The 13,851-nt window shown below is 37.5% G+C and carries 12 protein-coding genes; 9 read left to right on the plus strand and 3 right to left on the minus strand.

Going from position 1 to position 13,851, the window contains the following annotated elements:
• Positions 1-58: 58 nt before the first annotated feature.
• Positions 59-445, minus strand: coding sequence for a MaoC/PaaZ C-terminal domain-containing protein (locus BT147_RS11525; protein ID WP_286119382.1), 387 nt, complete (start codon positions 443-445; stop codon positions 59-61).
• A gap of 714 nt (positions 446-1,159) precedes the next feature.
• Here BT147_RS11525 and BT147_RS11530 point away from each other — a divergent pair.
• From BT147_RS11530 to BT147_RS11545, 4 genes are all read left to right on the plus strand, one after another.
• Complete coding sequence (locus BT147_RS11530; protein ID WP_072335368.1) at positions 1,160-1,384, plus strand: hypothetical protein; 225 nt, start codon at positions 1,160-1,162, stop codon at positions 1,382-1,384.
• Between the two features lie 60 nt (positions 1,385-1,444).
• On the plus strand, positions 1,445-1,654 hold the full coding sequence (locus BT147_RS11535) for a hypothetical protein (protein WP_072335371.1): 210 nt from the start codon (positions 1,445-1,447) through the stop codon (positions 1,652-1,654).
• 104 nt (positions 1,655-1,758) lie between these two features.
• Positions 1,759-4,935 carry a type 2 lanthipeptide synthetase LanM family protein gene (locus BT147_RS11540; RefSeq protein ID WP_177239804.1) on the plus strand — a complete coding sequence of 1,059 codons (3,177 nt, stop codon included), beginning with the start codon at positions 1,759-1,761 and terminating at the stop codon, positions 4,933-4,935.
• A gap of 113 nt (positions 4,936-5,048) precedes the next feature.
• Positions 5,049-7,187: a peptidase domain-containing ABC transporter gene (locus BT147_RS11545; protein ID WP_072335376.1), complete on the plus strand. Its 2,139-nt coding sequence runs from the start codon at positions 5,049-5,051 to the stop codon at positions 7,185-7,187.
• A 56-nt stretch (positions 7,188-7,243) separates the two neighbouring features.
• Here the strand turns inward: BT147_RS11545 and BT147_RS11550 are convergent, their stop codons facing one another.
• Together BT147_RS11550 and BT147_RS11555 are read right to left on the minus strand one after the other, a co-directional pair.
• Positions 7,244-7,870 (minus strand): hypothetical protein, encoded by a 627-nt coding sequence (locus tag BT147_RS11550; RefSeq protein ID WP_072335379.1) that lies wholly within the window; start codon positions 7,868-7,870, stop codon positions 7,244-7,246.
• Positions 7,871-8,028: 158 nt separating this feature from the next.
• Complete coding sequence (locus tag BT147_RS11555; protein ID WP_072335382.1) at positions 8,029-8,724, minus strand: hypothetical protein; 696 nt, start codon at positions 8,722-8,724, stop codon at positions 8,029-8,031.
• Positions 8,725-8,985: 261 nt separating this feature from the next.
• Here BT147_RS11555 and BT147_RS11560 point away from each other — a divergent pair, with 261 nt between their 5' ends.
• The 5 genes from BT147_RS11560 (at position 8,986) to BT147_RS11580 (ending at position 13,757) form a co-directional block, all read left to right on the plus strand.
• Complete coding sequence (locus BT147_RS11560) at positions 8,986-9,939, plus strand: HBL/NHE enterotoxin family protein (protein ID WP_072335385.1); 954 nt, start codon at positions 8,986-8,988, stop codon at positions 9,937-9,939.
• Positions 9,940-10,183: 244 nt separating this feature from the next.
• Positions 10,184-11,110 (plus strand): leukocidin family pore-forming toxin, encoded by a 927-nt coding sequence (locus tag BT147_RS11565; RefSeq protein ID WP_072335387.1) that lies wholly within the window; start codon positions 10,184-10,186, stop codon positions 11,108-11,110.
• 147 nt (positions 11,111-11,257) lie between these two features.
• On the plus strand, positions 11,258-11,986 hold the full coding sequence (locus BT147_RS11570) for a hypothetical protein (protein WP_072335390.1): 729 nt from the start codon (positions 11,258-11,260) through the stop codon (positions 11,984-11,986).
• Between the two features lie 12 nt (positions 11,987-11,998).
• Positions 11,999-12,976 carry a leukocidin family pore-forming toxin gene (locus BT147_RS11575; protein WP_072335393.1) on the plus strand — a complete coding sequence of 326 codons (978 nt, stop codon included), beginning with the start codon at positions 11,999-12,001 and terminating at the stop codon, positions 12,974-12,976.
• Positions 12,977-13,049: 73 nt separating this feature from the next.
• Complete coding sequence (locus tag BT147_RS11580; protein ID WP_143187993.1) at positions 13,050-13,757, plus strand: hypothetical protein; 708 nt, start codon at positions 13,050-13,052, stop codon at positions 13,755-13,757.
• Positions 13,758-13,851 lie beyond the last annotated feature (94 nt).

Genomic DNA, 13,851 nt, shown 5'->3' on the forward strand with positions numbered 1-13,851 from the left:
AGCCAGCAAAAAATAAACCAGCAATCTTTTCTCGTATGAGAAGGTTGCTGGTTTACTTTTAGCTATAAACAAATCCGAGTACTTCACCCTTCAATACTTCTTTACCATCTTGGTTCATACACACATACGTAGTAGAAACTTGATATCGTTGCTCCTGCTTCTCAATTCGATGCATCGTTACCTCACATCGAATCGTGTCCCCTGTAAAAACAGGTCTGACAAATTTCATCGTAAAATCGCGCGCCACCACATTAAAATCTCCACCGATTTTAGTCGGCAGGGTGGCCGTCAAGAAGCCATGAACGACTACCTTGCCGTACTCATCAGGCACCGTATGATGATCTCCCTCATCCCCCGAGATAGCACTAAATTGTTGAACATCTTCTAACGTAAATGTCCGTTCATAACAAAAAACAGTTCCAGCCTCTATGCCCTCAATGATCAATAGTCTCCCTCCTACATGCTTCACCAAAACAAGAAAGCTAGGAAGCACCCCCCTAGCTAGAAAATGGTCACTTGTTATGCAGTTATCTGTTCATCATTAGCACTCTGTTGGTGGATCTGCAAACAAATACATCGCGAATTCCCCTTTCATCTTTCTTCTAGTACCCGATTTCGACATATATAGACAATATTCCTTCTAATATAGATAGAAAATATTTATTAAACGATTATTTTGTATAATCGAAGTCTGGTGGCTCTGCTATTCGATACATATTCTCTTCCTCCTTAACACCTTATTATCCTCATCAAGCACTACTATTCGACATTAACTGACAATGTTCCTTCAGGGTGTATAAAAATATTTACTAATTAACTAAATCACATCCAATTTTGGATATAAAAATGATCAAGTAGGTCTTACATGTCGTTTTATATATTTTTTTATTAATTGATATTTCCAGCATATTATCATGTGTTTTTTTATTCAAAGATGATTCAAATAAATAGAAAAAACCCTTTGTTTATCACGTTTTTCGCTAATCAATCAACAAGTGTATCCATTTATTATTTTCTATGATGAACAAATAAAATAATTGCAGGAACATATAAATTATAAAATTTTTATTGCATTTATTAAATAAATACTATTATACTGTAGTTGCAATCAACCCTCCTTTAGGTCGGTTGCATAAATTTAAATTAAGGGGATGTTATAATGTCACGCCAAGATGCAAAGAAAACGATTCAAATGTATGACCCAGCAGGTCAAAAGAATGTTGAAATTTCGAGAGTGGAATTAGAGCGTGTTAGCGGCGGAAATGGTGCAAACGAAGAAATCACCACACTTATCACAACAATGGTTTGTAAAGCTATTGAAGTTACAGTAAATGATGGCTGTGGGATGAAAAGCTCTCTAGCAACCCCATGCAAAAGATGCTAATAAGCTCTATCGGTAAAACCAAAAGTGATATCAATATCAGATCCATGAGGAGGAATTATAATGTCTCGTAATTATTTCAAAGAAGAAATTAAATATTTTGCAGTAGGACAGAGAGATGTGGAAGTTTCACGAGAGGAATTAGAACGTGTTAGTGGCGGAAATGGCTCAACTGATGATTTTACAAGTTTAGTATGTGATTGGGCTCGAGCTACAATCAATGAAAATTGCGGAATGAAAAGTTCTCTCGCAACTCCATGCAAAAGATGCTAGTAAGCCCTATTTAACTACTGGAATACACTACAACGCGATAGCATAATGAATTTTTCATATGCTATCGCGTTTCTACTAAACTCACACATCTGCGAGGAATTATGATGAATACAAACTTTCGGACACAATTATATAGGTCGCTTACTTTAAAAGAACGATTCGATCACCTACCGAATCTCGGACAAAAAAAGGTGGATTCGATTGATGCAGAAAAAGTGATTCATGATTGGCAAAATGTATCATTCTTAGACGAAAAGACATTAGCAAATAGATTATCTGCTACCGATTTGGAGATGCAAAGGTTTAAAAGCGCACTATATGAAATGAGTAGTGATCATTGGATCAATGAAATGAAAACCTTGCATCATTCGAAATTCCCGTGGATGGATTGGTTGGAGGAGGCGCTTCAATTAAATCGAGTTACACCGATTCCAGAGGATATTGAAAAGGGACTTCAATTCACAGTTCGCCCGTTTGTACTATGGGCAAAGAAAAGATTAACTGATTATTTCGGGCAAATTTCAGAAGTCGATCCATACATACAAATTCATACGGTCTTAGATTCAATCTTAGGTAATTTGGTAGATGGGCTAAACATAATAGCTGGAAGAACCTTCGTCTTAGAACTACACATTGAGCGAGAGATGGGGCAGTTAGAAGGAGATACCCCGGAAGCACGCTTTCAGTCATTCATACAGAAAAAAATAATGAATCCCGATCATCTTGAATTTATATACAGTGAGTACCCAACCCTTGCTCGTCTTCTCATGATCCGAACCCATCACTTTATGGAAGCGATCACAGAGGCGATTACAAGATATCTCAACGACCGAAAACAAATTCTACAAGAATTTAACATACAAGATAAACCTCTCACCGCGATTTCAGCAGGAATGGGAGATTCACACCAAAGGTGTAGAACGGTAATGCACTTTCAGTTTGAATCGGAGCAGGTGATTTATAAACCAAAAAATCTCACCGTATCGAATCATTTCCACCAGGTACTGGATTGGTTAAACGGATGTGGTTTCACTCCTCCGTTATCGAGTTATAAAGTTCTAAATAAGAACCACTATGCGTGGGAAGAGGTTGTCACTCAAAAAGGTTGCTCCTCTACAGAAGAAGTTCAACGCTTTTATACTCGATTCGGCGGTTTATTAGCAGTTGTCTATTCACTGTACGGCATCGACTTCCATTATGAAAATATGATTGCAAATGGAGAGAATCCGATATTAATCGACTTGGAGACCCTCTTTCATAACTCTTCCTCTCCAAACGTGGCAGAGGAAATGCTTGCACAAGTAAAAGCAAATGATAGATTGGCAAATTCAGTGCTGAAGACTGCCCTACTTCCTCTATTCCATTTTAGTGATAAGGATGGAAAAGGGATTGATGTTAGTGGCTTAGGAGGAAGAGAACAAGAATACCCCACTCCTATTTTGCAAGTAGAAGAATACGGAACAGATCAGATGCGCTATGTTCGAAAAAATGCCATTTTACGATTAAGTGGGAATTTGCCACGCTTACATGATCAGTTAATCGATATCAAGCCTTATGTTGAATATATAGTGAGTGGCTTTAAACAAGCCTGTCAATTCATACAGGAACATCAAGTCAAACTACTTAGTGATGAGGGACCGATTGCCTCCTTTAAGCAAGATCAAGTTCGAATCGTGTTACGTAATACACAGTTTTATGCCGACTTCCTGCTAGAAACCCAGCACCCTGATTATCTGGAAGACTCCTTAGAACGTGAAAAGTTATTAGATCGACTTTGGTTTACTCAAATGCATGATGAAGCCATTCCTTACGAGATTGAAGATTTATTAGAAGGAGATATTCCTCTATTTACGGCGATGATTGATGATACAGATCTTTATAGCAGTACAGGTAAAATCATCCCTAACTTCTTCAAAGAATCTAGCTATCAGAGGGTGATAAGACGAATAAAGAGCTTAACCCCTGATGAGATAGAGAGGCAAGCAAGTTACATTACCGCCTCCATTCTAGGTGGGATTGAATCCAAAACTCACCTGCAAATCAAACAATATGATTTTACTCCTGATCCTATAAAACATACGGATTTACCTGTCCAATCCTTTGTCGAAGAAGCGGAGAAAATCGGATCCTATCTTTCAAAAAGGGCAATTTATGGAGATAAAAATGATGTAACCTGGATAGGTTTAGCACCAACTGCCAACAATTTGTGGACGATCGCCCCTATGGATTTTGGTTTATACAATGGGGTTTGTGGAATGGCGTTGTTCTACAGCTACTTAGATCAAATATGTAAAAATCGTGAGTTTGGCAACTTAGCAAAGGCAGCCTTGCAGACTGCATGTAACGCGGGGCCACTTATACAAGATGCGAATGCTTTTGTTGGACAATCATCGATTCTCTATACTCTCTCTCATATGACAGCTCTCTATGGAGAAAAAGAAGAATGGATGTCTTCTATGAAAGAGTTGCTTCCAAACATAGAGCAAAAGATAGAGCAAGATCAACATTTTGATCTCATCTACGGTGGCGCGGGGATTATTCATGTGCTATTAAATATAGCTGAGCAATTTAATTGGGAACACCCTTTGCTCATCGCTCAAAAGGTTGGAAATCACTTAATCAAACATGCGATTCAAACTGATAATGGGGTTGCATGGCATACTGGCAAAGATAAGGCTTTACTTGGTGGCTTCTCTCATGGAACGAGTGGAATTGCTTGGTCACTTCTTCGACTTGCCAATGTTTCGGGTCATGATAAATATCACGAATGGGGCTTAAAGGCCCTCCAGTATGATCGTTCCTTATATGATGAGTCGACGAAAAATTGGCGGGATATTCGCCATGAAAAAGGATCATCTTCCCCAGTACAATGGTGCCACGGTGCACCGGGAGTTGGTTTAGGTCGTGTTCTCTGCCTCCCTTATCTGCAAGAAGACCCATATATAATCGATGAAATATCTACTTCTGTAGAAACAACAAGTAAAGAAGGAATCGGCTTTTCTCACTCTCTGTGCCACGGTGACTTAGGGAATGCTGACCTACTATTGATGGCGGGTATATCGCTTAAACGCGAAGACTGGATTCAATCTGCTCAGTCAATTGGGCACAATGTCATTCAAACCAAGAAAAAGCATGGCAAGTATCTCACAGGTGTCTCCCATTTCTTAGAAACACCCAGTTTATTTTTAGGGCTATCCGGAATTGGATATCAATTACTGAGATTAGCATATCCAGATCAAGTTCCGTCAGTAGTATCTCTGCAACCTCCATTTATGAAGTGAAGTAAAAAGATAATGTAGAGTAGGCATCTGAGTTCCATGTATGCCTACTCTACTTGTTATAAAGCTAATCTGAAAAGAAAACCTTTTAGCATCTGGTGAAAGGAGGAGAGATCATGTCAAAACGTGTGAAATTTATCGAACAGATGGAGCATAGTGAATGTGGTTTGGCTTCGATGGCTATGCTCTTAAATTACCACGGTCATGAGATTACTTTAACAGAAATGCGAGAGCGCTATGGCGTATCAAAAAGAGGAAGTTCCCTTGCCGATTTGTTAGATATAGGGGATGACTTTCATCTAAAATGCAATGTCTATAAAGGTAGCTTAGAAGACCTATCTTCCTCATTACCAGTCATTCTTCATTGGAAAGGTCAACACTATGTAGTATTAGAACGTCTAGGTAAGAGAAACGCCACAATTATAGATCCTGATAATGGACGTCATAAGATCCCACTATCGGAAGTAGAACAGCATTATTCTGGCTATATTTTTGCAGCGGAACCGAGTGGAAAATTTGAAACAAGGCATCAGAAGTCAAAATGGAGCTTTTTTCTCCGTTTTATACAAGATCAATCGAAGTTAATAACAAGCCTCATTGTGTTTTCGTTCTTATTACAAGGACTAGGCTTTTTGATCCCTCAATTAACACAATGGATCACAGATCAAGTCATTATCCCTAGTAACAAGGAATATCTCACTGTATTGGGAATCGGGGTTCTAGGCTTATTCTTATTCCATCAGATCTTCTCCTATTTACGGAGTTTCTTCATCGTGAAATTGCAAACAAACATGGACTATGCGCTAATGTCCACCTTTATTAGCCGATTGTTTCACCTTCCGTTTCCGTTTTTTGAAAGTAGAAAAAGTGGCGAACTCGTTTTTCGGGCAAATTCAAATGTACACATAAGACAAATCTTGTCTAGTAAAGTGATTTCGCTCGTGATTGACAGCATTTTAGTTGTTTCGTATGCTTGTCTACTCCTATATCAAGAGTGGCGTCTCGGACTTATTATTATTTCATTAAGCTCTCTATTATTTGTCGTTCTCAGCTTGAGTACACGGCTGACACGAAAGTTAACTGACCAACAAATTTCCGCCAATACCAAAACACAAGCCTATCTAACAGAAAATATTTTTGGCATTTGTGATGTAAAGGTATTAGGTGCGGAAGAAAAAGTATTTCATGTGTGGCAGGGCTTATTTAAAGACCAGCTAGAAACAAATAAAAAATATGGTCTGTTGTCAGCTGTATTTGACACCATTAGTGGTGGGATTCAGTTTATCACACCACTATTTATCCTCTGGATAGGGGCTGGCTTTGTACTAGAGGGAAATCTTACACTCGGGCAACTCCTAGGAATCAGTGCCTTATCAACAGCCTTTATGATTCCATTTACCTCTCTTGGTTCAACTTATTCGCAGTTTCTTGTTCTAGGCTCCTATATTCGCCGTCTACGGGATGTCATGGAAAGCACACCAGAAGGAAGTGGTGGAAGAAAGGATTTCCAATTACTCGGAGGGGTTGAGCTGAAAAATGTATCCTTTCGCTATAGTTACTTCGGTGAAAATGTGCTTTCATCAATCAATCTTACGATTCGTCCGGGTGAAAAAATCGCGATTGTGGGTGAATCAGGCTCAGGTAAAAGTACATTAGCAAAAGTTTTATTAGGGTTGTACAATCCCCAAGAAGGTAATATCCTTTTTGATGGCACACCCCTACAAGAAATGAACTTACAAACCTTACGCCGACAAATAGGGGTGGTCTTACAAGAAACTCGTTTGTTCCATGGAACCATTCAAGAAAATATCTCGCTATTAGATGATGAGGTGCCTATGGAGCAGATTATCCATGCAACGAAAAGGGCAGATATATATCCAGATATTGTAGAGCAGATGATGGGCTTTCACACTATGGTTTCAGAGGGGGGCGGAAATTTTTCGGGTGGACAAAGACAACGTTTGCTACTCGCTCGCGCCTTAGTTCACCAGCCTAAGATGCTCGTTCTCGATGAAGCTACATCCGCTCTCGATACCATACGCGAATCAAATATCCAGCACAGCTTATCGAAACTCAAATGCACCCAGGTCATTATCGCTCACCGTTTAAGCACTGTACGAAATTGTGATCGAATCGTCGTCATGCACAAGGGACAAATCACCGAAATGGGTACGCATGAGGAACTACTAAAGAATCAAGGAGTTTATTATCAACTTTGTAGAAATCAAGGAAACATTCAAACTGAACTAACATAAAAAGCAGACCTTACACTAAAAATGTATCTTCATTCTTATAGTGGTAAATAGTTCTGTCAACAAAGAGAATGGCTAGAGCACGAATCTTGACCAATATAGGTTGATGAATGTAATGCTGTTAATCTAACTGAATATCGATGAATATCCTTTACCGTTACCCACAATACTTTTTCTTTTTCTATATCAACTGAAATCTCAAAACCCATAGGCACAACGGATACATAATCAGGACCAATAAGGGTGGTTGACATACCAAAAAGCATATTGTATAGATAAGTCGTATTGTAAGACCCTTCGTCACTCCAGAAAACCCAAGCAGAATCCTCCTGAGTATGAAGGTTAGTAAATGTACTTTGCATAGCTGCAGTTAATTCATTAGTTATCTGATCTGTAGGAAAATCTACTCTCAGAAAATCCTTTAATATGCCCATTACCCGATCTACCATATAATCTACTTGAATCGTTTCACTAACAATCGTTCGATCTATTTGTCCTAGAAGGGTTCCATTACGATTTGCAATTTGCAGTCCTTTATTTAAGTCAAATCCATTCGTTCGAGGATCGATAGCTGCATCATATGCTGTAGCTTGTTCTATTGCATTATCTATATCACTTTGATCTACAGCATATATAAAATTATATTTATTGTTACTATCTTTGTTTGAAACAATCAAAGTACTCATCTATACCATCTCCATATTTAAAAACATTATAAAATCGCCTTTAAGTAAACAGTACCGAGCTTAATTCTCACTGTCTACTTAAAGGTCTGTTTTTAGGGAAGACCCCTCTAACTTCAAGTGTTAGCTAAGTCGGTAGTGGAAGTAAATTTGCAACCTACTTAGCAATTATCGCAGATATCACCTGAAAAAAATGCTGCATTTACAGCTTGTAATCTCACACTATATGTATGGGAATCATGGATCGTTATAAATAATACCTTTTCCTTTTCAATATCTACCGAAATTTCAAACCCCATAGGACATACATATACTGCAGGCCCTGACACTGTATGAACTTCGACTGCAAATAGAATATTGTATAAATAAGTTGTATTAGAAGCCTGTTCGTCACTCCAAAAAATCCAAGCAGAGTCCTCTTGAGTATTTAAGTTAGCAAACGTATTTTGCATCGCTGCAGTTAATTGGTTTTTTAAATCTCCTTCTGGAAAGGGGGCATTTAAAAAATCCGATAGTTGGTTCATGATTTGATCTGCCATAGTTGCAATTTCAAGGTACTTTGTTTCATAAACCTGAGTATCTAACTGACCTAAAAGTGTTAAATCATTATCAGGGTCATTTGCAATCGCTATCGCTTTTTGTAAGTCGAAATGAAAAGTGTTAGGGTCAATGGCACTATCAAATAACGATGCCATTTGTAGACATTGATCTATATATTCAGGATCCACTGCATAAACCGAACTATAATTATAAGCACCATCTCCGTTGTTGCTAACTACTTTATAAACTAACCTTCTTATCTGATTTTTCCTAGGAAAAGATGATCTATTTGGCACAATTATCAATCTTCCTTTCATACTAAGCTAAAACTCCTTCTTAACAAGTATTCAATGATAACAAAGTCTATACCAAATTAATAATGAAGATTGGCCTCTGGATTCAAGGTGATTCAACCATCTTCTTGAGCTTGGTATTTTTGTCTTTTTGTAGTCATAATATCAATGTATATGTAGAATTTAGAGGCGATCATGATGGACAACGGTTCTTATGGATTATTGGATAATTACACATTTGACCTCGGAGAAATCGTGTGTTGGAGAAAAAGGAGGAAGCTACGTATGAGTGAAAATATCAGCAAAGGTTTCATTTTACAACCAAAATGCTGGATAGGTATTAATCAATATGTGGAGGATGGAGTTGTCTTACCAACAAATTCATCGGAAATGAGAAGCTATTTAAACGTATCAAATACCGCTACACTTCCAGAGATTTTTGAGCACATCTATCCAGTTTATACCTCAATCAAAAATCATACTATTAACTACAAGGACGGCACTTTTCCAAGTATGATGCAGTGTTTATCTGATTTATCTGATTATGCAACAAAAGCACCATGTATTTATGAAGAATGTGCAGAACATTTTAACTTTGTAAGAAGAAATTCAAAAGAACTATTTGTTCTGAAAAAAAGAATGCAAGAGTTGTACAATCAAGCAAACGAATACTCTGATAATGTAGATGCAACCTATTATTTACTTTCTAAATTTATTACTAATTTAGAGCAGGATCAACTCAGTATAAATAATTTAAAAACGATTTTATCAAATTATCTACAAGATAATGAATTACAGAAATTGACTGATAGATTAAATCAAACATTGAGTAATGCCAAAACTCAATCGGATGCCGTAAGCGAATGCCGGCAACAAATTGACACATTCAAGCAACAATTTCAAATGCATCCAGCAGATATACGAAGGGAATTAGACTATATCGATTTAATTAAAAAAGCGCAAAATCAAATCGAAGATTTATCTAGCACACTAGAGGATGTATTACCCGAACTTTCAATTATTAAAGGCACATGGGAAACCATATCGATTGGTCTGGAAAAAATGGCTAAAAAAGAGCAGGTTATACTACTAACTAATCAAATTGTTTTTTTAAGAAATAAATTACTAGTAGATGCTAGCTTATGGAAGGATATCGCAGACAAAATCGCCTTCAATGAAATGCAAGTTGGAGACAATACAAATCTAGTACCTGTAACTGAAGTAATAACGGATAATTGACAACAACCTGGCTTTTAGTTTTTTCTTTTCATGAGATAAGAACTCTAGTTAATTGACTCATTTTTATCACAAATGTAGTAGGCAAAGAATAATATAATTTTGATTTTGCAGAATAAAAGAACAGAATCATCTTCGGGGACGAAGTGGCTCTTAACTCAACAACATGGTGACTTTAAATTTCTATTGAAGGCACGCATCGTTCTGAGATTTCAGAAGCACATCTTAAAGAAGGAGTGAATTTTTTATGACCGTTTATTTTGAATATAACACGGAAGGCCCCTTTGAAGCTGCTGATGGCGTAAAAACAAAGATTGACAGGTTCCAACATGCTGGTGGTCAATATATAGTGATAAATTCCGGTGTAATTGTTAATGATCCTGCTCACCGTCCTCCTCCGACTCAATCGATTAACATGGCTTTAGAGGCTACCTTTATTGATGATCCTTCCATGAATCAAAGTTATGTAGCATTGAAAACTTATGGTTCATTGAGTGCTGCAGCTTGGCAGTTTCCCATTAACGAGTCTGCGGCTGCTTTCGCATGGGCATCTGAATATCGGATCCAAGTTAAGTCGGATAATTCAAACTTAGCGACAATATTTAATACTTTCCCTAAGGCTGAAATTGATCAAACATCTGTAACAGATAATATTGGATATAATGCTGGTGGTACTTTCCAAGATGGTCTTCCTTCTATAAATGCGGGGGTAAGCTGGGGAACAAATATTACCTATAATCAGAAGTTTTATAAGACAGAATTAGTTAGTCATGGTGTAGACAATGCATTGTGGAAAGTCAGCTTAGATGGGTATCGACAACCTAATGGTGATGGACCGTACAGTAGGACCGACGATGAGTTATTTTGGAAAAATTCAATTACCACTTCTGGCTCAGCATATGACAATATGTGGAAGATAAGCGAAATTGGAGGCTTACCAGCCTATTTATTTTCTCCTGATATGTTAGCTGTTATCATCGCGGATAAAACAACAGACCAATATCCTATTACCGTTGTGTACGAAAAATATATTGATTCATATTATCTGGACAGAACGTTTATCGCTGGCGTGTATAAATATCATGCACAACTCACTCAAAATGTTGGGGTAGTTCAGTATAAACAAAAATTTAATGTTGATTGGAAAAACTCTAGATTAGTGCCTATCGATTAAGAAAGAAAATGGAATAGGAATATCTTTTCTGATCCTCTACAGATGGGATAAACTTATTATCTACAGTGAGCTTATCCCCATCTGTAGTTTTTTTATTGACATATTTCAGTCATTATTTAAATATAACATAACGAAGGGGGTATAAAGATGACAATAGCAAGTGGGTTTCGACTAAGTGCAGTACATAAAAGTGGATCGATTCCTCCTGACTCTCCGCGTCTGGTCATGGATCAGATTAACGCACTGTCTAATCATTCATACGCTTATCAGGGGCTACTATTCAGTAAAGCAGTTATTGAATACTTAGAGTTAGTAAAGCAAGCTGATGGCGGTGGATATTTGGCAATTTTTAATCAGTACGAGGCTGCAGAAAACGCACCTAACTTTCCTGGACACGGTCAAGCTTGGCCTTTTGGTCAAGGCTTTGATGATGATAAAGAAATCGTTGTGGAGTCGCTAGTCCAAAAAATGGTTGACTATGTTGAAATGTTCGCTCGTCGGGACGCTGGTTTTTATTTTTCTGATGATGATCGTGCTGTCATAAAGAGTGCTGTAACCTCAGCATTTACTGATATAGGTAACCCTGAAGGACGAGAAGATCCCTGGTTATTATATGGACATATAACAGAATCTTTCGTCAGTTATTCGTATGCTATGTCTATATTAAAGCAAGGTCCAAATACGGGCCCATACCTTTATGCTTTTCCCATAGCCTTTGAAATTCAAGTATATAAAGATCTAACACAGCTTTTAGGTTGGACTATTAACAAAAAAGCTAAGTATCATGTCAGAATGGACGGAATGACATATCGGGAACGATTAGACACAAGTCGGCACAATGAGGCCTTTTCACAGTATATAAAGGCACATTTATAAGGTGATGAGATTATGACAAGTTATTTTGACTTTCCAACATTAGGTCCTAATGGTTCCGATAATGTAAAAACATGGATTGATACATTTCAGCATTCTGGAGGTCAATATGAACCTTTAACAGGGATTATTGCGAATGATCATGCTCCAAATGCTTCGGGAACTCTTCACATGTCTTTAGAGGCTATCTTTATCGAAGATCATCGCAAGAATCAATCTTATCTAGCATTAAAAACTGGTGGTTCCATGGAGGCTCTAGCTTGGCAAGCAGAAATAAATGATAACACAGCTTTTTTAGCATGGGCATCTGAATACCATACACAGATTTTCACAGGGCAAGACGTAACGATATTTAGAGCTTATCCCCAAGTTAGAACCGAGGAAGTGATTGTAACAGATAATATTGGATATACCCTTAGAGAAGGTTTCCAAGATGGATTTCCTAATATCAACCAAAGTAAAAACTGGAATACGAGTATTTCCTACGACCAAAAGTTTTATCGAACAGAAATGAATCATCATGATACAACTAATGTGGGATGGGTGGTCAGTTTAAATAAATACGGTCACTCTTATGATCGTACTGAATTTGATAGAGATCGTTCGAGTGGGGCCTTTGGAAATCAACTATTTATGAAAGAAACAACAACACTATCTGGTACAGCTTATGAAAATCTAGATAAAAAGGACGAAATTAGAGGCTTACCAGCTAACCTATTTTCCCCTCACATGATGAGCATTATCATTTCAGATAAAGCAAAACCGTATTATGACGTAACCGTGAAATACTTGAAATATGTTGATATGTATGAACTGGTAAGAACCTCGATCGGCGTAGGCTATAAATATACCGGACGAAACTTCAAAAACATCGGCGTAGTTCAGTATAATCAAACATTTAAAGTCGATTGGAAAAATCACAAGTTGATTCCACAAGAACAAAACCTACATCTCGGGCACGAAAGAAAAGGAAATTCTGTTCAGATCATTTGATGTGCTCTGATGGATTGGAACATCAAGTTTAGCATGCTTATAGAGATAGTATCCTTTTGAAAGGGGATGCATTATGAATAGTCATTGCAATATGGGTTTTCATACTAGGAGTCGCCCTGCACATTTCATGGTCGTTCATGTCCCTGAAGACCAGGATTCCAAATTTCAATCCACCTCATTAGTTCAAGATCCTAAGCTCAATTCACAAATTCTTGATTTAATAAAGTATTTCGAGCCTGCTATAGAAACCATTACATCTGGTCCTTATCAGAAAGGATCTCGACTCAATGTAGCTAAAGTGATCACCTTAGCTAACGCGTTAGATGATGGTGGCTATGATTACCATCGATCTGTTAGCAAGAGTATAGCTGATTTGGAAATATCGGAGCATATGGATGAAGTCACACACGAATTATCCTCCCTTGCAATAGGAGATGTGATTCCAGACCTAGAGACAAAAGTTATAGAAGCAATGAAAAAAGTAGTCAGTGATCTGGATACACAGCTATTCAAAGAGCAAGGGAAAGATTGGACCGTTATTACAGATTTGACTCAACCTACTCTCACAACCATTCCCATTACCTATGGTAAAATTTCTTATACCTATCAGCAGGTTTTTGGTTATGAATCGGATCTGTTTATTCGGCTCTTGTTACTTTCGTCTCAAGTCACTATTACTAATTTAAAAGTAAATCCATTATTTTTAACGCCTTCTAATATTGCATCTATTGACAGTACAACCAGTGTCTTTAAAGTGTATCAAATAAAAAAACAATCTTAGAAAGTCTAACACTTTATTTAATTCACTTTTTCCCATTACTTGAAATCATTTTTGATTTTAATAGAATAGTAGGGGGCCAGCCGAGCCCCCTACC

Origin of the sequence: Thermoactinomyces sp. DSM 45891, assembly GCF_900119485.1 — a bacterium.
Classification (GTDB): domain Bacteria; phylum Bacillota; class Bacilli; order Thermoactinomycetales; family Thermoactinomycetaceae; genus Baia.